18 protein-coding genes are annotated in these 24,305 nt (G+C 71.4%); 15 read left to right on the forward strand and 3 right to left on the reverse strand.

The features are described 5' to 3' along the window. Positions 1–96: 96 nt before the first annotated feature. The 3 genes from RM844_RS03840 (at position 97) to RM844_RS03850 (ending at position 3,201) form a co-directional block, all read left to right on the forward strand. Positions 97–849, forward strand: a complete 753-nt coding sequence (locus tag RM844_RS03840; protein ID WP_311664726.1) for a GntR family transcriptional regulator — start codon at positions 97–99, stop codon at positions 847–849. A gap of 167 nt (positions 850–1,016) precedes the next feature. Beyond that, positions 1,017–1,820 (forward strand): ABC transporter ATP-binding protein, encoded by an 804-nt coding sequence (locus RM844_RS03845; protein WP_311664728.1) that lies wholly within the window; start codon positions 1,017–1,019, stop codon positions 1,818–1,820. Between the two features lies 1 nt (position 1,821). Next, positions 1,822–3,201 carry an FtsX-like permease family protein gene (locus tag RM844_RS03850; protein ID WP_311664730.1) on the forward strand — a complete coding sequence of 460 codons (1,380 nt, stop codon included), beginning with the start codon at positions 1,822–1,824 and terminating at the stop codon, positions 3,199–3,201. A 22-nt stretch (positions 3,202–3,223) separates the two neighbouring features. Here RM844_RS03850 and RM844_RS03855 read toward each other — a convergent pair whose 3' ends face one another. Continuing rightward, positions 3,224–5,626, reverse strand: a complete 2,403-nt coding sequence (locus RM844_RS03855; RefSeq protein ID WP_311664732.1) for a SpoIIE family protein phosphatase — start codon at positions 5,624–5,626, stop codon at positions 3,224–3,226. A 164-nt stretch (positions 5,627–5,790) separates the two neighbouring features. Beyond that, positions 5,791–5,997, reverse strand: coding sequence for an SPOR domain-containing protein (locus RM844_RS03860; protein WP_311664734.1), 207 nt, complete (start codon positions 5,995–5,997; stop codon positions 5,791–5,793). A 295-nt stretch (positions 5,998–6,292) separates the two neighbouring features. Between RM844_RS03860 and RM844_RS03865 the strand changes: the two genes are divergently transcribed. From RM844_RS03865 to RM844_RS03895, 7 genes are all read left to right on the forward strand, one after another. Further along, positions 6,293–8,959, forward strand: a complete 2,667-nt coding sequence (locus tag RM844_RS03865; protein WP_311664736.1) for an ABC transporter substrate-binding protein — start codon at positions 6,293–6,295, stop codon at positions 8,957–8,959. Positions 8,960–9,411: 452 nt separating this feature from the next. Next, a complete protein-coding gene (gene typA, locus RM844_RS03870; RefSeq protein ID WP_311664739.1) occupies positions 9,412–11,280 on the forward strand; it encodes a translational GTPase TypA in 1,869 nt (622 codons plus the stop codon). Between the two features lie 341 nt (positions 11,281–11,621). Continuing rightward, positions 11,622–13,247: a peptide ABC transporter substrate-binding protein gene (locus tag RM844_RS03875; RefSeq protein ID WP_311664740.1), complete on the forward strand. Its 1,626-nt coding sequence runs from the start codon at positions 11,622–11,624 to the stop codon at positions 13,245–13,247. Between the two features lie 91 nt (positions 13,248–13,338). Next, the gene (locus RM844_RS03880) at positions 13,339–14,268 is read left to right on the forward strand and encodes an ABC transporter permease (protein ID WP_311664742.1); all 930 of its coding nucleotides are present in this window, start codon (positions 13,339–13,341) and stop codon (positions 14,266–14,268) included. After that, on the forward strand, positions 14,261–15,241 hold the full coding sequence (locus RM844_RS03885) for an ABC transporter permease (RefSeq protein WP_311664744.1): 981 nt from the start codon (positions 14,261–14,263) through the stop codon (positions 15,239–15,241). Before RM844_RS03880 ends, RM844_RS03885 begins: the two co-directional genes overlap by 8 nt. A gap of 27 nt (positions 15,242–15,268) precedes the next feature. Then, positions 15,269–16,291, forward strand: coding sequence for an ABC transporter ATP-binding protein (locus RM844_RS03890; protein ID WP_311664746.1), 1,023 nt, complete (start codon positions 15,269–15,271; stop codon positions 16,289–16,291). Next, entirely contained in the window at positions 16,284–17,315 is a 1,032-nt protein-coding gene (locus tag RM844_RS03895) for an ABC transporter ATP-binding protein (protein ID WP_311664748.1), read from the forward strand. The genes RM844_RS03890 and RM844_RS03895 overlap by 8 nt, the downstream gene beginning before the upstream one ends. A gap of 10 nt (positions 17,316–17,325) precedes the next feature. Here RM844_RS03895 and RM844_RS03900 read toward each other — a convergent pair whose 3' ends face one another. Next, positions 17,326–18,540 (reverse strand): beta propeller repeat protein, encoded by a 1,215-nt coding sequence (locus RM844_RS03900; RefSeq protein ID WP_311664750.1) that lies wholly within the window; start codon positions 18,538–18,540, stop codon positions 17,326–17,328. A 176-nt stretch (positions 18,541–18,716) separates the two neighbouring features. Here RM844_RS03900 and RM844_RS03905 point away from each other — a divergent pair, with 176 nt between their 5' ends. Genes RM844_RS03905 through RM844_RS03925 form a run of 5 tightly spaced genes read left to right on the forward strand, consistent with a single transcriptional unit; the run spans position 18,717 to position 24,281 of the window. Then, positions 18,717–20,354, forward strand: coding sequence for a peptide ABC transporter substrate-binding protein (locus RM844_RS03905; RefSeq protein WP_311664752.1), 1,638 nt, complete (start codon positions 18,717–18,719; stop codon positions 20,352–20,354). Between the two features lie 33 nt (positions 20,355–20,387). Further along, positions 20,388–21,311: an ABC transporter permease gene (locus tag RM844_RS03910; RefSeq protein ID WP_311664754.1), complete on the forward strand. Its 924-nt coding sequence runs from the start codon at positions 20,388–20,390 to the stop codon at positions 21,309–21,311. Further along, a complete protein-coding gene (locus RM844_RS03915; RefSeq protein ID WP_311664756.1) occupies positions 21,304–22,248 on the forward strand; it encodes an ABC transporter permease in 945 nt (314 codons plus the stop codon). The genes RM844_RS03910 and RM844_RS03915 overlap by 8 nt, the downstream gene beginning before the upstream one ends. 22 nt (positions 22,249–22,270) lie before the next feature. Beyond that, a complete protein-coding gene (locus RM844_RS03920; RefSeq protein WP_311664758.1) occupies positions 22,271–23,248 on the forward strand; it encodes an ABC transporter ATP-binding protein in 978 nt (325 codons plus the stop codon). Continuing rightward, complete coding sequence (locus RM844_RS03925) at positions 23,241–24,281, forward strand: ABC transporter ATP-binding protein (RefSeq protein ID WP_311664760.1); 1,041 nt, start codon at positions 23,241–23,243, stop codon at positions 24,279–24,281. The genes RM844_RS03920 and RM844_RS03925 overlap by 8 nt, the downstream gene beginning before the upstream one ends. Positions 24,282–24,305 lie beyond the last annotated feature (24 nt).

The following is a 24,305-nucleotide window of genomic DNA, read 5'->3' on the forward strand; positions in this document are numbered from 1 at the left end:
AGTGAAACTCTGGCCGTCCCTTGCGGATGGCAACTTTCTGTTGTCAAGCTGTTGCTGTTTGTCAGCATAAATCGGAAGCACCTGTGGGAGGGGCCTGTGCCATTCGGTGAACAGCCCGCGTATCTCCGAGTCGCGGACGACCTTCGGCAGCAGATCGCCGACGGCACCCTGCCGCCACACACCCGCCTTCCCTCCCAGGCCAGCATCCGAGCCACCTACGGCGTCTCGGACACGGTGGCCCTGGAGGCGCGGAAGGTGTTGATGGCCGAGGGCCTGGTCGAGGGACGTTCCGGCTCCGGCACCTATGTCCGTGAGCGCCCGGTGCCGCGCACCATCACGCGCAGCGGCTACCGCACCCTGGGGGACTGCACGCCCTTCCGGCAGGAGCAGGCGGACGAGCGGGTCCGCGGCACCTGGGAGGCGCAGAGCGAGCGGGACGAGGCGGCCCCCGGCATCGCCGAGCGGCTCCGGATCGAGCCGGGCGACGCGGTGATGTGCACCCGCTACGTCTTCCGGGTCGGCACCGAGCCGGCGATGTTCTCCACCTCCTGGGAGCCGCTCCGGCTCACCGGGCGCACCCCCGTGATGCTCCCCGAGCAGGGGCCGCTGGCCGGGCGCGGGGTGGTGGAGCGGATGGCCGCGATCGACGTGATCGTGGACAACGTCGCCGAGGAGGTCGAGGCCAGACCGGCGCTGGCCGCCGAGGCCCGGGTGCTGGGCGGGCTGCCCGGGCATCCGGTGCTGGTGATCCGCCGCACCTACCGGGCCGGCGGCCTCCCGGTGGAGACGGCGGACGTGGTGGTGCCGGCCGACCGGTTCCGGGTCGCCTACCACCTCCCGGTGCGTTGACGACGGGGGCCGGCCGCCGTGCGGGGGTGGTGCCAGCGCCACCCCGGCCCGTCGCCAGTGCCACCCGACGTCCGGTGCCTGCGCCCATCGTGCCAACTCCGCGCGCTCCGTAGCGTCTTGGATGACGGCGCGGACCGCCGTCATCCACCGGAGAAGGGCTGCGAGCGATGTACCGAGTGACAGACGACGCGGTGGCCGGCGCGCCTGAGGCGCTGCGCCTGGTCTCCGTCCACAAGGTCTACGGGCGGGACGGTGCGGAGGAGACGGCGGTCAGGGCGCTGGACGGGGTCAGTCTCTCGCTGCCGGCGGGGAGCTTCACTGCGGTGATGGGCCCCTCGGGCTCGGGCAAGAGCACCCTGTTGCAGTGCGCCGCCGGTCTCGACCGCCCGACCAGCGGCCTGGTCGTGGTCGCCGGTGCAGAGCTGGCGGGGAACAGCGAGGCGGAGCTGACCCGGCTCCGCCGGCAGCGGATCGGCTTCGTCTTCCAGCACTTCAACCTGCTGCCGACGCTGACGGTGCTGCAGAACGTCACCCTCCCGCTGAAGTTGGCCGGCCGCCGGGTGAACCGGGACCGGGCGGTCGCCGTGCTGGAGCGGCTGGGCCTCGGCCAGCGGCTGCGGCACCTGCCGGCCCAGCTCTCCGGCGGGCAGCAGCAGCGGGTCGCCATCGCCCGGGCGTTGGTGACCGAGCCGGAGGTGGTCTTCGCCGACGAGCCGACCGGCGCGCTGGACACCCGCAGCGCCCGCGAGGTGCTGGGGCTGCTCGCCCAGGCGGTGCGTGAGTACGGCCGGACGGTGGTGATGGTCACCCACGACCCGGTGGCCGCCTCCTACGCGGACCAGGTGGTCTTCCTCGCCGATGGCCGGCTGGCCGGGACGTTGGGCCAGCCGACGGCCGAGGCGGTGGCCGAGCGGATGACCCGGCTCGGTGCCCCGGCGCCGGCCGCCGCGACGAGCGGGCTGGGGGTCTGAGATGTTCCAGTTGGCGCTGCGTTCCCTGGTCAAGCGGCCGGGCGGCTTCGCGGCCGGGTTCCTCGCGGTCTTCTTCGGGGCGGCGATGGTGATGGCCTTCGGGTCGCTGTTGGACACGGCGGGCCGGCCCGGGGTGCCGGCGGCCAGCGCGGGGACGCTGGAGACGATGGCCTTCGTGGTCGGCGGCTGGGGCCTGGCGCTGGTGATCTTCGCCGTGGTGTCGACGATGTCGCTGACGGTGCGGCAGCGGGCCCGGGAGATGGCGCTGCTCAAGAGCGTGGGCGCCACCCCGGCCCAGGTCCGCCGGCTGGTGGTGGGGGAGACCCTGGCGCTGGCGGTGGTGGCGGCCCTGGCGGCGATCCTGCCGGCCATGGGGCTTGGGCGGCTGCTCTTCGGCACGCTGGAGGAGACCGGCCAGATCGCCGCCGGCATCGACTACGCCTTCGGCCCCGTCGCGATCACCATGGGGGTGACCAACGCGCTGGTCGCGGCGGTGGTCGGGGCCCTGCTGACGGCCCGCGGGGCGACCCGGATGCGGGCCGCCGAGGCTCTGGTGGACGCCTCGGGGGGTGGCGCGGCGGGCCCGCTGATGGGCCGGGGGCGCTGGCTGCTGGTGGCGCTGGCCCTGGTCGCCACCTGCGCCGGGATCGTGAGCACGCTGACCGTGCTGGACGGCGAGGGCACGGACGTGATCATGGGGGCCGGCCCGGCCGTGGTCGCCGGCTCGATCCTGATGGCGCTGCTCTCCCCGGTGCTGCTGCGGGGCGTGACGGTGCTGCTCGGCTGGCCGCTGCGACTGCTGGGCGGGGTGAGCGGGGAGCTTGCGGCGCGGACGCTGCGCCAGCGGACCGGTGAGCTGTCCCGGGCGGTGATGGCGGTGGTCCTGTTCACCGGCACGGCCGCCGGCACGCTCGGCCTCCAGCGGGTGGAGAACCTCCAACTGCGCGCGGAGGGCGCGGTCGTGCTGGAGGAGAGCCGGACCATGGAGACGATGAACTACGTGGTGGTGGGCATCATCGCGGCCTTCTGCTGCCTCATGCTGGTCAACACTCTGGTCTCCGCGACGGCCTTCCGCCGGCGGGAGTTCGGCCAGCAGCGGCTGGCCGGCGCCACCCCGGGGCAGGTGCTCGCCGGGGTGGGCCTCGAGGGCCTGCTGATCGCCGTCACCGGGACGGTCTTCGGGGCGCTCGCCTCGCTGGCGGCGCTGCTGCCCTTCGGCCAGGCCAGGGCTGACGCCTGGTGGCCGACGGACGGGGTGGTCTGGGCGATCCAGGGCGTGGTGGTCGGTGTGGCGGTGGTGGTGACGCTGGCCGCCAGCGTGGGGACGGCCCGGTGGGTGATCCGTCGCTCGACCGCGGTCGAGGCGGTGCTGGCCGCCTGAGCCGGCGGTTCGCGGGGCGCGCTCAGGGGCCGTGGGGCAGTTCGAACCAGACGGTCTTCCCGGCGGGCCCGCTCCTGGTGCCCCAGCGGCGGGCCTCCCTGGACACTATCGACAGGCCGCGGCCACCCTCGTCGTCGGGGGTGGCCGTCCGCTCGTGGGGCGGGTCCGGCACCGGGTCGGTGACCTCGATCAGCAGGCTTGAGCCACGCACCACGCGCACCTCGACGGGGCCGCGCGCGTGCCGGACGGCGTTGGTGACCAGCTCGCTGACCAGCAGTTCCGCCGGGTCGACCAGCTCGTCCAGGCCCCAGTCGCGCAGCGTCCGCACCACCGCCCGGCGGGCCTCGCGGACCACCTGCCGGTCGGCGGCGAAGGTCCAGGAGGCCAGCTGGTCGGGGGGCAGGCCGCCGAGCCGGGCGATCAGCAGCGCCACGTCGTCGGAGTCGTGGTCCTGGACGTTCGGCCGCAGCGCGCCGATCAGGTGGTCGCAGACCAGCCCGAGCGGCACGTCCGTGCCGCTGATCCGCTCCAGCAGGGTGCACAGCCGGGAAAGACCGACGCCGAGGTCCTCGTCCCTGGTCTCGATCAGCCCGTCGGTGTAGAGCACCAGCAGGGTGTCCTCCGGCAGTTCGACCCGGCGCTCCTCGAAGGAGATGCCGCTCACCCCCAGCGGCATCCCGGCGGGCAGCTCCAGCGGTCTGGCCCGCCACCGCCCGTCCGGCGCCTCCCGGCTGACCAGCACGGGCGGCAGATGGCCGGCCTTGGCGACGGTGCAGATCCGGGTCGCCGGGTCGTACACCGCGTAGACGCAGGTGGCCATCATCGGGTCGTCGGGGTGTTGGGCGATGTCCTCGCCGAGGTCGTTGATCCGGCGCAGCAGCTCGGACGGCGCGAGGTCCAGGGTGGCCAGGGTGCGCACGGCGGTCCGCAGCTGCCCCATGGTGGCGGCGGCCCGCAGCCCGTGCCCGGTCACGTCGCCGATCACGAAGGCCATCCGGCCGCCGGCCAGCGGGATCACGTCGAACCAGTCGCCGCCGATCTCGGCGCCGCTGGCGCTGGGCACGTAGCGGTGGCTGACGCTGGCCCCGGGGAGTTCGGGCAGCCAGCGGGGGAGCAGGCTGCGTTGGAGCATCAGCGCGCCCTCCCGCTCCCGGGCGTAGAGCCGGGCGTTGTCCAGGGAGATGGCGGCGCGCGCGGCGGCCTCGGCGGCCAGCGCGAGGTCCTCGCGGTCGAACGGGGTGCGCCGCCCGGCGCGGCTGATCAGCAGCAGGCCCAGGGTGGTGCCCCGGGCGCGCAGCGGCAGGATCAGCATCGACCGGATGTCGAGGCTGACGACGGCCTCCTCCATCGGGGAGCCGGATGGCAGCCCCGCCAGGATGGTGCGCCGCTCGTCGGCCAGCCGGGGGACGCCGCGGGCCAGCGAGTTGGCCAGTACCGGCGCGGGCGGGAAGGGCTGGGCCACGCCGACCTGGAGCAGTCGGTCGATCTCCTCGGTGTGGCGCTTGGCGGCGACGCCCAGCTGGACCAGTTGGGCGTCGTCCAGCGAGTCGCCGGGCGCCGGGTCGTCGCCGCTGGCCAGCGGGGCCAGCAGTTGCACGCTCGAGTAGTCGCCGAACCTCGGCACCAGCTGCTTGGCCAGGGTTTCCGAGATGCGGTGGACATCGAGCAGGTCGCCGAGGGCGTTGCCCAGGTCGTTGAGGAGCGCGAGGCGTTGGCGGGCCCGTTCGATCTTGGCGAGCGCCTCGCGGCGTTCGCTGATGTCCAGCACGGTGCAGCTGACGCCGAGCGGCTCGCCCTCGCGGTCCAGCAGGCGGCCGAGGGAGAGCGACTGGGCGCCCTCGCCGTCGGGGGAGGAGACGACCAGGTCGATCACCGACTGTCCGGTGCGGAGCACCTCCTGTTGGAGTCGGTGGATCTCCTGGCCGGCGGGGGTGGGCAGGACGTCGAGCACGGTCAGGCCGCGCGGCTCGCGGTCGCCGAGGGCGTGCAGTTCGCGCAGCGCGTCGTTGACCCGGACGTAGCGGAGCGAGGTGTCGAAGATGGCGATGCCCAGCGGCGAGGCGGTGAGGAGCCCGTCGAGGATGGCGAGCCGCTGCTCGACCTCGCGGACCCGGTCGGCCTCGACGAGATTGGCCAGAATGAGCGGGCCCAGATCATCCGGCGTGCCGAACGGCACCGCCCGGCACTCCAGCTCCACCGGGGAGCCGTCCGGGCGCCGCATCCGCAAGCACCCGCGCCAGCCGCCGTGGGCGAGCACCGTGTGGTGGTCGAAGGGCGGCTCGTCGCCGGCGTCGGCGACCAGCAGCTCGGCCAGTCGGGTGCCGACGGCCCGCGCCGGTGGGCGGTCCAGGATCGCGCCGAGCGTCGGGCTGCAGAGCACCACCCGGTCGGTGTCGTCGAACACCAGGAATCCGACGGGCAGCACGTCCAGCGGGGAACGCCGGCTGTGGCCGCCCGGGTACTCTCCGGACGGGCCGCCAGGGTGGGCCGACTCTGTGCGCAACGCTCCACGTCCCCCGTCGGGTACCTTCACCGGCCGGGTCCGGCGAAGCAGGACTGAATGTCCCTTATACCCGATTGTGCCTGGGGTCAGCGGCGTCCGCGCCCGCCGGCTTCCACCCGCTCGACGAGGTAGTCGACGTCACTGTGCGAAGGTGGTATCTCGGTCCGGCCGGCCCGTAGTCGCTCGATGAGACGTTGGGCCTCGGACCGGGTGGCGCACCGGCCTATTCGGTAACGGCTGCCGTTCTTCTCCTGACGGATCACCTGCCACGGGTGCAGATTGCTGCCGTTCATCACTCACCCCACCTCCGCATATGCCAGACCTTACGCCAGCGCCTTACCCAGCGCACACGGTTCAGGCCATAGCGTTGGTGGTATGCGCCGGCGCACCCAAAGTGCTCCCCCCGTGCGCCGTTTCGGCGGCCCGTTCGGGCGCTCGGCGTCGGCCGCCGGCGCGGCCGGTCGGGTGGTCCTCGGCGGGCCCGGCGCCGTGTCGGCGCGGGCGGGACCGCGGGGTCGACTTCAGTGGTGGATACGTGTGATGAACGGCTAAACGGACTGCGCCCCGGGTGGGTCGGAGGTACGAGCGATGGCAGGCGTCCCAGTCAGCACCGACCATCCGACGCGGCCCGGCCGCCGTCCGGACCGGCGGCCGGCCAGGTGGGCCGCCGCGGTCACCGCCGGCCTGCTGGTCGGCCCGCTGCTCGCCGGCTGCGGCGGGGGCGACGAGCGGCGCTCGGTGGCCGACGACGCGGCCCAGTCGCTGGCGACCGCGGACCGGACCGGCCTGCGCCAGGGCGGTCGGGCCACCTGGGCCGTCGACCGGCTGCCCGAGACCCTCAACGTCTACCAGCACGGCGCCGACGAGGTGAGCGAGCGGGTCGCGGCGGCGACGCTGCCGATGCTCTTCACCCGGGACGGCACCGGCCAGTCCGAGCCCAACCCCGACTACCTCGCCTCGGCCGAGGTCATCGCCACCGAGCCCCGCCAGCGCGTCCGCTACACACTGAACCCGGAGGCCGCCTGGAGCGACGGAGAGCCGCTGGACGCGGCGGACTTCGTCGCCCAGTGGCGGGCCCTCGACGGCACCGACCGTGCCTACTGGTCGGCCAGCGCCCAGGGGTACGAGCGGATCGAGGAGATCGCCGAAGGCCCGGAACCGCACCAGGTGGAGGTCACCTTCACCCGGCCCTACGCCGAGTGGCGCTCGCTCTTCAGCCCGCTCTACCCGGCCGAGGCGACCGGCGACCCCGAGGTGTTCAACGAGGGCCTGCTGCGCGAACTGCCGCTGACCGCGGGGCCGTTCCAGGTTCGGTCGGTGAACGAGGAGGAACAGTCCCTCACCCTGGCGCGCGACGAGCGCTGGTGGGGCGACCCGGCGCTGCTGGACGAGCTGGTGCTCACCGCGGTCCCCCGCGCCGAGCGGGGCGCCGCCCTGCTCGCCGGCCAGGTGGACATCGCCGAGGTCCGGCCCGAGGACGCGGCCCGGATCGACGCCGCCGCGGCCGACGGGGACGGCGACGAGACCGGCCAGGACGGCGGGGACGGCGGGGACGGCGGGGACGGCGAGGGTGACGACGGCGCCGGGGGCGGCGGCGACGGCAAGGGGGAGGGGCTGGGTGAGGGGGAGTTGGCGGAGGACCTGGCCAGCGGGCCGGCCGCCGCCGTGGACGCGCTCCACGAGATGGCCCTCGCCCGGCTCCACCCCACCCCGGAGAGCGAGGCGGCCGACAAGCGGTACGCGGCGTCCGTGCTCCGCGCCGACCAGACCCGGGAGCGCACCTTCGCCACCCGTGAGGAGGCCGTGAGGGAGCAGTTGCGGGGCTTCACCGTGCACCGTGCCTACCATCCCAGCGCCACCCAGCTGACCCTGAACGGTAGTTCGGAGCTGTTGGAGGACGAGCAGGTGCGATGGGCGATCGCTCGGGCACTTGACCGCGAGAAACTGGCCCGTGAGGTACATGGCCCGGCCGGTCTGCCGAGCCAACCGCTCGGCAGCCACCTGCGGGTGGTCGGCCAGGAGGAGTACCAGGACACCAGCGAGGCGGTTGGCGAGCCCGGGGCGGGCCGCGCGGCCGAACTGCTGGCGGAGCGAGGCTGGCTGCCACCCGGCGCGGACGCCGCCGGGGACGGCAAGGCCGCGGCCGCCGGCCGGGCCGGCGGTGCGACCGGCCCGCTGAGCGTCCTGGTGCCGGCCACCCAGCAGCGGGCCGGCCTGCTGCGGCAGGCCGCCCGGCTGCTGACGGACGCGGCGCCCCCCGAGGCCGACGCCGCCGCGTCGGCCGCGGCGGCCGAGCCCGCCGGGGGCGCGGCCCAGGACGCCGACGGAAACGCGGACATCGACGGGAACGCGGACATCGACGGGAACGCCGGCCGGGACGCGGGGGCGTCGGCCGCGTCCGGGGCGGATGAGGAGCCGCTCGACGCCGGCCAGAACGCGCCGGCGACCCCCCGCGAGCCGGCCGCGGAGGACGACGAACGCGCCGCCCACGAGGTGGAGTTGAACACCGACCCGACGGCCACTGAGGCCGACCGGACGGCGGCCGCCCGGCAGGCCCCGGGCGGCACCGCCCCCGTCACCCCCGCCACCCACACCCCCGCCGCCCCCGTGGCCGACCAGCCGGCGGCGGCCGAGCCCGACGCCACCGCCGGGGCGGCCCGGGAGCTGGCCGAGCTGGCCGCCGAGGAGGCGGCCGCGCTGCGCGCCGCGGCCGGCGCGCCGGTGCGCGTCCGGGACGGCGAGCCGCTCAACCTCCGCTTCCTGTTGCCGGACGGCGCGGACGCCGAGCCGCTGCGGCGGGTCGGCCAGCGGATCGCCGCCATGCTGGCCGCGGTCGGCGTCGGCACGGAGATCACCGAGGTGCCGGCCGAGGAGTACTTCGACGACCACATCGCCGCCGGCGCCTTCGACCTGGCGCTCTACTCCTCGCCGGCCAGCGCCTTCCCCGCCACCGACGCCAAGCCGCTGTTCACCAAACCGCAGTCGATCCCGGGCGGCCGGCTGCTGATCGAGCAGAACTACACCAGGCTCGGCACCGACCACATCGACCAGCTCCTGGACAGGGCCGCCGGCGCCCTGGACGAGGCGGAGTACCACGAGCAGCTGACCGAGGCGGACGCCAGGATCTGGGCCGCCGGTGGCTCGTTGCCGCTCTTCCAGCGGCCGCAAGTGGTCGCCGTCCGCGGCGACCTGGCCGGCGTCGGCGCGTTCGGCCTGGCCACCCCCAGGTTCCAGGACATCGGCTTCCGCCGCTGACCGACCCCCGGCCCGGATCCGCCGCCGGGCCCGGTACCGACCGGCCCCGGCCCGGTACCGACCGAACCTGACCAGACCCGGTACGGACAAGGCGCCGACCCCGCCCCGGCCACCGGCCACCCCGGACCCCGACCGAGCACCGCCCGGCCACCGGCCGCCCGGTCAACGACCCGACGGCCCGCCCGACCCCGGCCCGGCCACCGGCCGCCCCGGCCCCCGACCCGACGGCCCGCCCCGGCCCCCGACGCGACCGCGCCGGCGCCCGGTTGGCCCGGCCGGGAGCGGGCGCTGGGTGGCGCGCCGCGCGGATCGGTGCGCGCGCCCCGTACCATGGCAGGCGAGGCCGGTGCCACGGTCTGCCTGGCGCGGGTCTGGGGGCCCAGCGGAACACCCGGGCGGCGCCCATGTCTGCCGAGCCGGCTCAGCCACCAACTCGGGAGAACTGCCCAGTCATGCCTACGCGCCACGACATTCGCAATGTCGCCATCGTCGCCCATGTCGACCACGGCAAGACCACCCTGGTCGACGCCATGCTCCGGCAGGCGGGCGCCTTCGCCGCGCACCAGCAGGTGGACGAGCGGGTGATGGACACCGGTGACCTGGAGCGGGAGAAGGGCATCACCATCCTCGCCAAGAACACCGCGGTCCGTTACCACCCCAAGGGCGGTGGTGACCCGGTGGTCATCAACATCATCGACACCCCGGGCCACGCCGACTTCGGCGGCGAGGTCGAGCGCGGGCTCTCCATGGTGGACGCGGTGGTGCTGCTGGTGGACGCCTCCGAGGGCCCGCTGCCGCAGACCAGGTTCGTGCTGCGCAAGGCGCTCCAGGCCCGGCTGCCGGTGGTGCTCTGCGTCAACAAGACGGACCGCTCGGACGCCCGGATCTCCGAGGTCCTGAACGAGACCTACGACCTCTTCCTCGACCTGGACGCGGACGAGGAGCAGATCGAGTTCCCCATCGTCTACGCCTGTGCCAGGGACGGCGTGGCCTCGCTGACCCAGCCGGCCGACGGCACGGTCCCGACGGACAGCGACAGCCTGGAGCCGTTCTTCAGCACCCTGCTGGAGACGGTGCCGGCGCCGGTCTACGAGGAGGACGCGCCGCTCCAGGCGCACGTCACCAACCTCGACGCGGACAACTTCCTGGGCCGGATCGCGCTCTGCCGGGTGCGCCAGGGCGAGCTGCGCAAGGGCCAGACCGTGGCCTGGCTGAAGCGGGACGGCTCCTCCTCGCAGGTCCGGGTCACCGAGCTGCTGATGACGGACGCGCTGACCCGCAAGCCGGCCGAGGTGGCCAGGCCGGGCGACATCTGCGCGGTGGCCGGCATTCCGGAGATCATGATCGGCGAGACGCTGGCCGACCCGGAGAACCCGGTGCCGCTGCCGTTGATCACGGTGGACGAGCCGGCCATCTCCATGACCATCGGCACCAACAACTCGCCGCTGGTGGGCCGGGGCGGCAAGGGGCACAAGGTGACCGCCCGGCTGGTGAAGGACCGGCTGGACCGCGAGCTGATCGGCAACGTCTCGCTGCGGGTGCTGCCGACCGAGCGGCCGGACGCCTGGGAGGTGCAGGGCCGGGGCGAGTTGGCGCTGGCCATCCTGGTGGAGACGATGCGCCGGGAGGGCTTCGAGCTGACCGTCGGCAAGCCCGAGGTGGTCACCCGGGAGATCGACGGCAAGGTGCACGAGCCGGTGGAGCGGATGACCATCGACGCTCCCGAGGAGCACCTGGGCGCCATCACCCAGCTGATGGCCAGCCGCAAGGGCCGGATGGAGACCATGACCAACCACGGCTCCGGCTGGGTGCGGATGGAGTTCCTGGTGCCCTCGCGTGGCCTGATCGGCTTCCGGACCGAGTTCCTGACCGAGACCCGGGGAACCGGCATCGCGCACAGCATCTTCGAGCGGCACGAGCCGTGGGCGGGCGAGCTGCGGACCCGCAACAACGGGTCGCTGGTGGCCGACCGGGCCGGCGTGGCCACCCCCTACGCGATGTTGAATCTGCAGGAACGCGGTGTGATCTTCGTCGAGCCGGGCACCGAAGTGTACGAGGGCATGATCGTCGGTGAGAATTCCCGTGCCGACGACATGGACGTCAACATCACCAAGGAGAAGAAGCTCACGAATATGCGGGCCGCCTCCTCCGACACCACGGAGAACCTGGTGCCGCCGCGCAGCCTGTCGCTGGAGCAGTCGTTGGAGTTCTGCCGCGAGGACGAGTGCGTCGAGGTGACGCCCAAGGAGGTCCGGATCCGGAAGGTCGTGCTGGACCAGCGGGACCGGGCCAGGGCCACCGCGCGGGCCAAGCGGAACTGATAAGCCCCGATTGCCCCGGGTGACCACATTGCTCCGCACATGTCAACCAGGTTTCTGCGGCGCTATGGGGTGGCTCGTCCGTTATCCGGACCAAGAGGCGCGATCTGTGTCACATCAGTCCGGATAGCGGAGAGGCTTCACCGGGGGTTTGTCCGGTTTTGGGGGTTCAGTCCCTCCCATCTTCATCAAAATGAAATAGCCAAGCGGTGGTTAGCGCGGGGTTTATGCCCAATAGTTGTGGGCATTGCGATCCGGATGCGTGTGACGCGGGTAGACGTCACGTCACTTAGCGCACCGGAACCTCTCAGCAGTGACAGTGGACTCCCAAGGAGGCAAAGCCCATGCGTGGTGCGCGTAGCGCCAAATGGGTCGCCAGTGCGATAGTCGTGGCCTTCGCCGCGACCGCCTGTGGTGGCAGTGACGGCGACGACTCTGGCGGCGACGGCGCCTCCGGGGGGAGCTCGGACGGCATAGTCAGGATCGACGGGGGTGAGCCGCAGAACCCGCTGCTCCCGTCGGACACCACGGAGCAGTACGGCGCCCTGGTGATGGACAACGTCTTCTCGAAGCTGCTCGACTTCGACGACCAGGGCGAGATCTACATGGTCGCCGCCGAGTCGGTCGAGCCCAACGAGGACGCCTCGGTCTGGACCGTGACCCTGAAGGAAGGCTGGACCTTCCACGACGGCACCCCGGTGACCGCGGACCACTACGTCCGCGCCTGGAACTGGGCCGCCAACATCGACAACAACCAGTCGACCAGCTTCTGGTTCGCCGACATCGCCGGCTACGAGGACGTGCACCCCGAGGAGGGCGCGCCCACCGCCGAGGAGATGTCCGGCCTGGCCGTGGTGGACGAGAACACCTTCGAGATCACGCTCTCGAACCCGGTCTCGTACTACGACTACAAGCTCGGGTACACCCCGTTCACCCCGCTGCCGGACAGCTTCTACGAGGACCCCGAGGCGTTCGGTGAGAACCCGATCGGCCAGGGCCCGTACCAGTTCTCCGAGTGGAACCACAACGAGTCCATCAAGCTGCGGACCTACGAGGACTACGCCGGTGACAACAAGCCGCAGAACGGCGGCGTGGACATCATCGCGTACACCGGTCTGGACGCGGCCTACCAGGACCTGATCTCGGACAACCTGGACGTCATCCGCCAGGTGGACCCGAAGGACCTGCCGGTCTACGAGTCCGACCTGGGCGACCGGGCGATCAACCAGCCGTACAACGCCACCCAGTCCCTGGTGCCGGTGAACTACGGCGACTGGGAGGACGTTGACCCGCGGGTGCTCCAGGGCATCTCGCTGGCCATCGACCGGGAGACCATCATCAACACGGTCCTCAACGGCTCCAAGACCCCCGCCGACAGCTTCGTGCCGCCGGGCGTGATGGGCTACCAGGAGGGTGCGGCGGGCGGCCTTACCGACTTCGACCCCGAGCGCGCGCGTCAGCTGGTCGAGGAGGGTGGCGGCGTCCCGAACGGCGAGGTCGTCGTCCAGTTCAACGCCGACGGTGGCCACCAGGAGTGGGTGGACGCGGTCTGCAACAGCATCATCCAGAACCTCGAGGTCGAGTGCCGGGCGGACGTCAAGCCCGACTTCGACACCGACCTGGAGGCGCGTGACGCCAACGAGGTCGAGGCGTTCTACCGCGGTGGCTGGCTCGCCGACTACCCGCTGAACGTCAACTTCATGGCCGAGCTGTACCACTCGCGGGCGTCGACCAACTACGGTCGCTTCGACAACCCCGAGGTGGACGCGCTGTTCGACGAGGGCAACCAGGCCGCCTCGCTGGAGGAGACCGTCGCCGCCTACCAGGAGGCCGAGCAGGTCCTCTGGGAGACCATGCCGGCCATCCCGCTCTGGTTCCAGAACGTCAGCGGTGGTTACTCCAACAACGTGGAGAACGTCGCCTTCGACACCGCTGGCCAGCCGCTGCTGACCGAGATCACGGTCAAGTAGGGCCAGTTACGGCACAAGCAGCGCAGAGGGCCGACGGGCCACCTCCGACCAGGAGCGGCCCGTCGGCCCCGCCGACTTAGATGGAGGAACCATGGGGCGCTATGTCGTGCGGCGACTGCTCCAGATGATTCCGGTGTTCGTCGGAGCCACGTTCATCATCTTCATGATGATGTACGCCCTCCCCGGCGACCCGGTTCGGGCTCTGTGGGGCGAACGCGCCCCGGACGAGGCCCAGATGGCCGCGATGAAGGAGGACCTCGGGCTGGACCAGCCCATCCTCAAGCAGTACTGGGACTACCTGACCGGACTGCTCCAGGGGGACTTCGGTACCCAGATCGCCAGCCGGCGTGAGGTCATCGATGTGATCTCGGACGCGCTGCCCGCGACCATCAGACTCACGGTGCTGGCCTTCGTGTTCACCGCCTGCGTCGGGGTGGCCATGGGGCTGCTCGCCGGGCTGCGCGTCGGTGGCAAGACCGACCGGGTGATCCTGTTCGTCACCCTGCTGCTGACCTCGGTGCCAGTCTTCGTGATCGGCTACCTCTACCAGACCTACTTCGGTGTCCAGTGGGGCTGGGTCAAGCCCTCGGTGCAGGACTCCGAGGACTGGGGGCAACTCCTGCTCCCCGCCATCGTGTTGGCCTCGCTCTCGCTGGCCTACGTGGCGCGGTTGACCAGAACCTCCATCGCCGAGAACCGGCGTGCCGACTACATGCGGACCGCGCGGGCCAAGGGCCTGTCGAAGACCCGGGCCGTGCGGGTGCACCTGCTGCGCAACTCGCTGATCCCCGTGGTGACCTTCCTCGGCGTCGACCTGGGCAACCTCTTCGCCGGCGCCATCGTCACCGAGGGCATCTTCAACATCCACGGCATCGGCCAGGCCGTCTACCTCGCGCTCACCTCCCGCGAGGGCGCGACGGTGGTGGGGATCGTCTCCTTCATCATCCTGGTCTACCTCGTCGTCACGCTGCTCGTTGACCTGCTGTACGCGGTCCTCGACCCAAGGATTCGCTATGCCTGAGTTCGAAGCCACCGACGTCGGCAAGGCCGAAAAGACGGCCACCAGCCTGGACAAGGACGACGCCGCCCCCCGCGAGGGGGTGATGACGGACGCCGGCCCCGCGCCGGGCCGGCCGCGCAGCCTCTGGTCGGACGCGCTCCACGACCTGGCGCGCAAGCCGACCTTCCTGATCGCGATGGCCGTCATCCTGGTGTTGCTGGTGATGGCAGCCTTCCCCCAGCTGTTCACCAGCGTCGGCCCGCGCGAGGCCGACCTGACCAACAACTACCTGCGGAAGCCGGAGCTGACTCACTTCTTCTCACCGGAGTGGCTGGGCTACAACCAGCAGGGGCAGAGCATCTACACCCGGATGATCTACGGCACCCGCGCCTCGATCATCATCGGCATCTCGGTGACCGCCCTGGTGCTGCTGCTGGGCGGACTGATCGGCATGCTGGCCGGCTACTTCGGCGGCTGGCTGGACGCCGCGCTCTCCCGGGTCACCGACACCTTCATGGGGATTCCGTTCCTGCTCGGCGGGATGGTCATCCTGGTCTCCTTCGACACCAGGACCGTCTGGACGGTGACGTTCGCGTTGGCCTTCCTGGGCTGGACCACGATCGCCAGGGTGATGCGTGGTTCGGTGATCTCGATCAAGCAGTCGGACTACGTGATGGCGGCCAGATCCCTGGGCGCCGGCACCTGGCGCATCCTGCTGCGGCACGTGCTGCCCAACGCGGCGGCCCCGGTGATCGTGGTAGCGATGATCGCGCTCGGCGGCTACATCACGGCCGAGGCGGTGCTCTCCTTCCTGGGCATCGGTCTCTCCGACCCGGCGATCTCCTGGGGTGGCGACATCAACCGGGCGCAGAAGTCGATTCGGGTGGCGCCGCACGTGCTGCTCTACCCGTCGATCCTGCTGAGCATCACCATCCTGTCCTTCCTGATGCTCGGGGACGCCGTGCGTGACGCCCTCGACCCCAAGCTGCGCTGAGTTGGAGTGACGCGCGTGTCGATAGAAATGACGAAGGCGGAGGTCCCCGGCGTCCCGCTGCTGGAGGTCCGGGACCTCCACGTGGAGTTCCGTACCAGGGACGGCGAGGCCAAGGCCGTCAACGGGGTCAGCTACACGGTGGACGCGGGGGAGACCCTGGCGGTGCTCGGCGAGTCCGGCTCCGGCAAGTCGGTCACCGCGCAGACCATCATGGGCATCCTGGACGTGCCCCCCGGCCGGGTCACCGGCGGTGAGATCCTGTTCCGCGGCGAGGACATGCTCAAGATGTCCGAGTCCCGGCGGCAGAGCATCCGGGGCGACAAGATCGCGATGATCTTCCAGGACGCGCTCTCCTCGCTCAACCCGGTGCTCTCGGTCGGCTTCCAGCTGGGCGAGATGTTCCGGGTGCACCGGGGCGCGAGCCGCAAGGAGGCCAAGGCCAAGGCCATCGAGCTGATGGACCGGGTGCGCATCCCGGCGGCGAAGGAGCGGGTGAACGACTACCCGCACCAGTTCTCCGGCGGCATGCGGCAGCGGATCATGATCGCGATGGCGCTGGCCCTGGAGCCGGACGTGATCATCGCGGACGAGCCGACCACCGCGCTGGACGTGACGGTGCAGGCCCAGGTGATGGACCTGCTGGCCGAGTTGCAGCGGGACTTCCAGATGGGGCTGATCCTGATCACCCACGACCTGGGCGTGGTGGCGGACGTCGCAGACAAGATCGCGGTGATGTACGCCGGGCGGATCGTGGAGACCGCCCCGGTGCACGAGCTGTACAAGCGGCCGGCGCACCCGTACACCAAGGGTCTGCTGGAGTCGATCCCGCGCCTGGACCACAAGGGCAAGGAGCTGTACGCGATCCAGGGGCTGCCGCCGAGCCTGACGGCCATCCCCACCGGCTGCGCGTTCAACCCGCGCTGCCCGCTGGCCCAGGACGTCTGCCGGACCGACGTCCCGCCGCTGGCCGAGGTGCTGGAGCAGGACGGCGGCCCGATCGGCGGCCGGGGCAGTGCCTGCCACTTCTGGAAGGAGACGATCCATGGCTGACCGGGAGCCCATTCTGGAAGTGACCAATCTGGTCAAGCACTTCCCGCTCACCCAGGGCATCCTCTTCAAGCGGCAGATCGGCGCGGTCAAGGCCGTCGACGACGTCTCGTTCACCCTGTACCAGGGCGAGACGCTGGGCATCGTGGGCGAGTCGGGCTGTGGCAAGTCCACCGTCGCCAAGCTGCTGATGAGCCTGGAGGAGCCGACCTCGGGGACGATCAGGTACAAGGGCGAGGACATCGCCAAGCTGTCCGGCCGGGCGCTGCGCGCGGTGCGGCGGAACATCCAGATGGTGTTCCAGGACCCGTACACCTCGCTCAACCCGCGGATGACGGTCGGCGACATCATCGGGGAGCCGTTCGAGATCCACCCCGACGTGGCGCCGAAGGGCGACCGGCGGCGCAAGGTGCAGGAGCTGTTGGACGTGGTCGGGCTCAACCCCGAGTACATCAACCGCTACCCGCACCAGTTCTCCGGCGGGCAGCGGCAGCGCATCGGCATCGCCCGTGGCCTGGCGCTCAACCCGGAGATCATCATCTGCGACGAGCCGGTCTCCGCGCTGGACGTCTCGGTGCAGGCCCAGGTGATCAACCTGATGGAGCGGTTGCAGGACGAGTTCGACCTCTCCTACGTGTTCATCGCGCACGACCTGTCGATCGTCCGGCACATCTCGGACCGGGTCGGCGTCATGTACCTGGGCAAGCTGGCCGAGATCGGCACCGACACCGAGATCTACGACCACCCGACGCACCCGTACACCCAGGCGCTGCTCTCCGCGGTGCCGCAGCCGGACCCCGAGGTGCGGGAGAGCCGGGAGCGGATCATCCTGGCCGGTGACGTGCCGTCGCCGGCCAACCCGCCCTCCGGCTGCCGCTTCCGCACCCGGTGCTGGAAGGCGGAGGACCGGTGCGCGCAGGAGGTGCCGCTGCTGGCGGTGCCCGAGCGGTTCGAGAAGGCGGGGAACGGGGCCAAGCACCCCTCGGCCTGCCACTTCGCCGAGGAGCGGGACGTGGTGCACGTCTGAGGCGTGCCCCTCAGGGCCCGGCCGGGTCGCCCGTGCCCGGCCGGCCCAGCACCACGGTGCGCCAGGTGAAGCCGTCGGCCGAGATCCGGTAGTGGCCCGGCTGGCCCAGGTCGGTGAGGAGATAGCCGGCCGGGGTCAGCTCGGGCAGCTCGGGCGGTACGCCGGGGCGGCTCACCGTGAAGCTCGCCGCCCGGTCGGTGCTGGTGTAGATGGCGTCGAACGAGTAGACCGTCAGGCTGCCGTCGGCCGCCGCGATCGGCGCCCCCACCAGGGAGTGCGGGCCCGAGCCGACCGCGGGCGACCAGGCACGTTCCCACTCCCGCCCCTGGTCGGAGCTGCGGTAGACGGCCAGCAGGGTGGTGGCCAGCGTGGCGCCGCTCGGCTCCGGCGCCGCGTTGCCGCTGGCCAGCACGTACCAGTCGGTCGGGCCCGCGGCCAGCGCCAGGGAGTTGGCGGACCGCTCGTCGGCCGGCACCTCGGCCGTCTCCAGCAGGTGCAGCCGCCGCCACGCGCGGCCGTCGTCCAGGGTGACCGCGATGTCCGGGCGGCGGGTCTCCGGGTCGAGCCCGGCCACCCACCAGCCGCCGTCCGGCAGTGGCCCCGGCCGGCCCAGCTCGGTCAGCTCCGGCTGGCCGGCGAGCCGGAGCGGCTCGCCCGTCCGCGGGGAGAGCACCTCCAGCCCGCGCTCCGCCGCGTCCGCCCCGGCGGGCCGGGGCACGGCGCCGGCCGGGATGGCGTCCGCGGTGTCGCCGTCCGGGCCTGCGGCGGCGGTGGCCGGCTGCCACGCGCGGCCGCCGTCCGTGGAGAGCCAGTCCTCCTGGCCGGTGGAGACCCGCACCCCCCGCTCACCGACCGCCTCCACGGTGAAGAGGCTGTTGGCCGTCGGGGTGCTGGGCAGCGGGGTGTCCTCGGTGCGCCACCGGTCGGCGTCGAGCACGGCCACCCGGTAGACGCAGTTGCCCTGTTCCCGGGTGGCGGGCCGGCGGCATTCGACCAGCAGGGCGGCGGCGTGGGCCGGCCCGGCGAGGCTCAGCTGCGCCACCTGGCCGGAAAGCTGCGGATCGGAGGGGATGGGTGGGGGGTCGGCCGAGGGGACGGCGCGCGAGGAGGCCGTCGGCTGTTCGGCGGCGGCCGGGTCGTCGGCCGAGGTCTCGACAGCGGTGCAGCTCAGCAATGTCGCGGCGGTGAGGAGAAGGACCTGCGGGAGGGGGGACCTGCGAGGCATGGCCGGACCATAACGCAGCGGCGCGGTCCGGCATATGGGGGTTTTCGGGCAACACTCCGGGGCGACAAGCGTCCGATTTCCTGTAAATACGGATACAAGGGACGGAGACGTTCCCGACCGCGCCTCGGCCCCGCCGTGGGCGCGGCGCCGCACTCTCCCTCTCGCAGGAGGCGCCCATGCCCGGCAGCATCCGACTGGTCTCACCACTGATCGGGATCACGGCCCTCGCGCTGGTCGCCTCGGGCTGCGGCGGGGGCGACTCGGGTGGCGACGGCGGCGGCTCCGGGATGATCCGGGCTTCCTGGGGCGACCCGCAGCACCCGTTGGAGCCGGCCAACACCAACGAGGTGCAGGGCGGCAAGGTGCTCGACATGATCTTCCGGGGCCTCAAGCGCTACAACCCGGAGACCGGCGAGGCCGAGGACATGATGGCCGAGTCCATCGAGACCGACGACCAGCAGACCTTCACCGTCACCATCAAGGACGGCTGGACCTTCCAGGACGGCACCGAGGTCACCGCCGACTCCTACGTGGACGCCTGGAACTACGGCGCCCACCTGGACAACGCGCAGATCGCCAGCTACTTCTTCCAGTTCATCGAGGGCTACGACGAGGTCCACCCGGAGACGGAGGGCGCCCAGGCGACCGCCGACACGCTCAGCGGCCTGGAGGTCCAGGACGACCACACCTTCACCGTCCGGCTGACCGAGCCGTTCGCGCTCTGGCCCGAGACCCTCGGCTACGCCGCCTACGCCCCGCTGCCGCAGGCGTTCTTCGACGACCACGACGCCTGGCTGGAGAAGCCGATCGGCAACGGCCCCTACGAGATCGACGACTACCGGCGCAGCCAGAGCATGCGGCTGGTCAAGTACGCGGACTACTCGGGTCCCGACGAGGCCAAGAACGACGGGGTCGAGCTGCGGGTCTACACCGACAACAACACCGCCTACACCGACCTCCAGGCCGGCAACCTGGACCTGATCGACGACGTGCCGGCCTCCCAGCTGAAGAACGCCGAGTCCGACCTCGGCGACCGGTACATCAACCAGCCGGCCGGCATCATCCAGACCGTCACCTTCCCGCTCTACGACGACGCCTGGGCCGGCGAGCAGGGGGTCAAGCTCCGCCAGGGGCTGTCGATGGCGATCAACCGGCGGGAGATCACCGAGCGGATCTTCTCCGACACCCGCACCCCGGCCAGCGACTTCACCTCTCCGGTGCTCGGCGAGGCGGGCGGCTACCAGGAGGGCCTCTGCGGCGACATCTGCGAGTACGACCCGGACCGCGCCCGGCAGTTGATCGAGGAGGCCGGCGGACTGCCCGGCGGCCGGGTCACGCTCGCCTCCAACGTGGACACCGGCTCGCACCGGCAGTGGCTGGACGCGGTCTGCAACAGCGTCAACAACGCGCTGGACGACGAGGGCGCCTGCACCGTCAACCCGGTGCCGACCTTCGCGGACTTCCGCAACCAGATCACCAACCAGGAGATGACCGGCATGTTCCGGACCGGTTGGCAGATGGACTACCCGCTGATCCAGAACTTCCTCCAGCCGCTCTACTACACCGACGCCTCGTCCAACGACGGCCAGTACAGCAGCGACGAGTTCGACGACCTCGTTGACCAGGCCAACTCGGCGGACAACGAGGAGGACTCGGTGCGGCTGTTCAAGGAGGCCGAGCAGGTCCTGGTGGACGACCTGCCCGCCATCCCGCTCTGGTACCAGAACGGCACCGCCGGCTACTCCGAGCGGCTCAGCGACGTCCGGCTCAACCCCTTCTCCGTGCCGGTCTTCACCGACATCACCGTCAGCTGACCAGCCGTCCGCGCCGCCCCCACCGGAGGACCCATGGGACGCTATGTCATCCGGCGCCTGCTCCAGATGATCCCGGTCTTCGTCGGCGCCACCTTCCTGATCTTCCTGATGGTCTACGCCCTCGGCGACCCGGTGGCGGCGCTCTTCGGGGACCGGGGGCCCGACCCGGCCACCGCCGCCGCGCTGCGCGCCGAGTTCAACCTCGACAAGCCGGTGTGGCAGCAGTACCTGCTCTACATGGGGAAGATCTTCACCGGCGACTTCGGCACCGCCTTCAACGGGGAGCCGGTGACCGACCTGATGGGGCGGGCGTTCCCGATCAGCGCCCGGCTGATGCTGGTGGCGATCGTCTTCGAGATCGTCCTCGGCATCACCCTCGGGGTCGTCACCGGTCTGCGGCGCGGCCGTTCGCTGGACACCTCGGTGCTGGTGCTCACCCTGGTGGTGATCGCCATCCCGACCTTCGTGCTCGGCACCACGCTCCAGTACTTCCTGGGCGTGAAGTTCGGCTGGATCGACCCGGCGGTCGGCCCCGAGGGGCACCTGGACGAGCTGATCGTGCCCGGACTGATCCTCTCGCTCGTCTCGCTGGCCTACGTCACCCGGCTCACCAGGACCTCGGTGGCGGAGAACATCCGCGCCGACTACGTCCGCACCGCCGTCGCCAAGGGGCTGCCCAGGCGCCGGGTGACGGTGCGGCACCTGCTGCGCAACTCGCTGATCCCGGTGGTCACCTACCTCGGCGCCGACATCGGGAACCTGATGGCCGGCGCCATCGTGACCGAGCGGATCTTCAACATCCAGGGCGTGGGCTACCAGCTCTTCCAGGGCATTCTGCGGCAGAACTCGCCCACCGTGGTCGGCTTCGTGGTGGTGCTGGTGCTGATCTTCCTCCTCGCCAACCTGCTGGTTGACCTGCTCTACGCCGTGCTCGACCCGAGGATCCGCTATGCCTGACCGCAAGGAACCGGCGCCGTTCGGCGCCCAGGAGGAAGCGAGCGCCAGGGCCCTCACCGCGGGCACCGCGACCGCGCACACCGAGGCGGCCCGCAGCCTCTGGTCGGACGCCTGGCACGACCTGCGCCGCAACCCGATCTTCGTGCTCTCGGCGCTGCTGATCCTCTTCCTGGTGCTGATCTCGCTGTGGCCCTCGCTGATCGCCTCGCGCAGCCCGGTCCACTGCGAGCTGAGCCGTTCGCTGGAGGGGCCCACCGCCGGCCACTGGTTCGGCTTCGACACCCAGGGCTGCGACGTCTACACCAGGACCGTCTACGGGGCCCGCGCCTCGATCGCGGTCGGCGTCTGCGCGACCCTCGGGGTCGCCCTGCTCGGCACCCTGGTCGGCAGCCTGGCCGGCTTCTACGGCGGCTTCTGGGACACCCTGCTCTCCCGGGTGACCGACGTCTTCTTCGGCATCCCGATGGTGCTGGGCGCCATCGTCTTCCTCAGCATGATCACGCTGCGCGGCATCTGGCCGGTGGTGCTGGTGATCGCCGTCCTGGGCTGGCCGCAGATCGCCCGGATCGCCCGGGGCTCGGTGATCACCGCCAAACAGAACGACTACGTCCAGGCGGCCAGGGCGCTGGGCGCCAGCAACGCGCGGATGCTGCTGCGGCACATCATGCCCAACGCCATCGCCCCGGTGATCGTGATGGCGACCATCGTGCTGGGCACCTTCATCGCCCTGGAGGCGACGCTCAGCTACCTGGGCGTGGGGCTGCGGCCGCCCACGGTGTCCTGGGGCGTGGACATCTCCGCCGCCTCGGACGGGATGCAGTTCCGCAACGCGCCCCACATCCTGCTCTACCCGGCCGCCGCGCTGAGCGTCACGGTGCTGGCCTTCATCATGCTGGGCGACGCGGTCCGCGATGCCCTCGATCCCCGGTTGCGCTGACGGGCGACGGGAAGGAGACGCGATGCTGCTCGAAGTCCGCGATCTGCGCGTGGAGTTCCAGACCAGGGACGGGGTGGTGCGGGCGGTCAACGGGGTGAGCTACACGGTGGACGCGGGCGAGACCCTGGCGGTGCTGGGTGAGTCCGGGTCGGGGAAGTCGGTGACCGCCCAGGCCGTGATGGGGATCATCGACTCCCCGCCCGGCCGGATCGCCGGCGGTGAGGTCCGCTTCCAGGGGCGCGACCTGCTGACCATGCGGGCCGACGAGCGCCGCCGGGTGCGGGGCGACAAGATCGCGATGATCTTCCAGGACGCGCTCTCGGCGCTCAACCCGGTGCTGACCGTGGGCTTCCAGCTGGGTGAGATGTTCCGGGTGCACCGGGGCGCGAGCCGCAAGGAGGCCAAGGCCAAGGCCGTCGAGCTGATGGACCGGGTGCGCATCCCGGCGGCCAGGGAGCGGGTGAACGACTACCCGCACCAGTTCTCCGGCGGCATGCGGCAGCGGATCATGATCGCGATGGCGCTGGCCCTGGAGCCCGAGCTGATCATCGCGGACGAGCCGACCACCGCGCTGGACGTGACGGTGCAGGCCCAGGTGATGGACCTGCTGGCCGACCTGCAGCGCGAGTACCGGATGGGGCTGATCCTGATCACCCACGACCTGGGGGTGGTCGCCGGGGTCGCCGACCAGATCGCGGTGATGTACGCCGGGCGGATCGTCGAGATGGCCCCGGTGCGGGAGCTGTACAAGCGGCCGGCGCACCCGTACACCAAGGGCCTGCTGGAGTCGATCCCGCGGCTCGACCACAAGGGCGGCGAACTGCGGGCGATCCAGGGGCTGCCGCCCAACCTGGCCCGGATTCCCGCCGGTTGCCCCTACCACCCGCGCTGTCCGCTGGCCAGGGACGTCTGCCGGGAGGACCCGAGGCCGCCGCTGTACCAGGTCAGCGCGGACCGGGGCAGCGCCTGCCACTTCTGGAAGGAGGCCATGGGTGAGTGACGAGCGGGGCGAACCGATCCTGGAGGTGGTCGACCTGGTCAAGCACTTCCCGCTGACCCAGGGCATCCTCTTCAAGCGGCAGATCGGCGCGGTCAAGGCGGTGGACGGGGTCTCGCTGCGGCTCTACCCGGGCGAGACGCTGGGCATCGTGGGCGAGTCGGGGTGCGGCAAGTCCACCGTGGCCAAGCTGTTGATGCACCTGGAGGAGCCGACCTCGGGAGCCATCAGGTACAAGGGCGAGGACATCGCCAAGCTCTCCGGGCGGGCGCTGAAGGCGGTGCGGCGGAACATCCAGATGGTGTTCCAGGACCCGTACACCTCGCTCAACCCGCGGATGACGGTGGGCGACATCATCGGGGAGCCGTATCTGATCCACCCGGAGGTGGCGCCCAAGGGGGACCGGCGGCGCCGGGTGCGGGAGCTGTTGGACGTGGTCGGGCTCAACCCCGAGTACATCAACCGCTATCCGCACCAGTTCTCCGGCGGGCAGCGGCAGCGCATCGGCATCGCCAGAGGTCTGGCCCTCAACCCGGAGATCATCGTGGCCGACGAGCCGGTCTCCGCGCTCGACGTCTCGGTGCAGGCCCAGGTCATCAACCTGATGGAGCGGCTCCAACAGGAATTTGGTCTCTCGTATATGTTTATCGCGCATGATCTTTCGATCGTGCGACATATCTCCGACCGGGTCGGTGTGATGTATTTGGGGCGGGTTGTGGAGATCGGCAGTGACCGCGAGATCTACCAACACCCGACACATCCCTACACACAGGCGCTGCTTTCCGCGGTCCCGGTGCCCGATCCGGAGGCCAGCGAGCGCCGGGAGCGCATCATTCTGGCCGGAGATGTGCCATCACCGGCCAATCCGCCCTCCGGCTGCCATTTCCGGACCCGGTGCTGGAAAGCGCAGAAGCTGTGCGCCGAGGTCGATCCGCCGTTGACCGTGCCCGGGCACCTGGCGGACGCGGGGCCACCCGTCGCGCACCCGTCGGCGTGTCACTTCGCGGCCCCCAAGCCCGAGGTCACCGCCGACTGAACAGGCGTGAGCGGCAAGGGGGTT

The organism is Streptomyces chisholmiae, assembly GCF_031845445.1.
Taxonomy (GTDB): domain Bacteria; phylum Actinomycetota; class Actinomycetes; order Streptomycetales; family Streptomycetaceae; genus Streptomyces; species Streptomyces chisholmiae.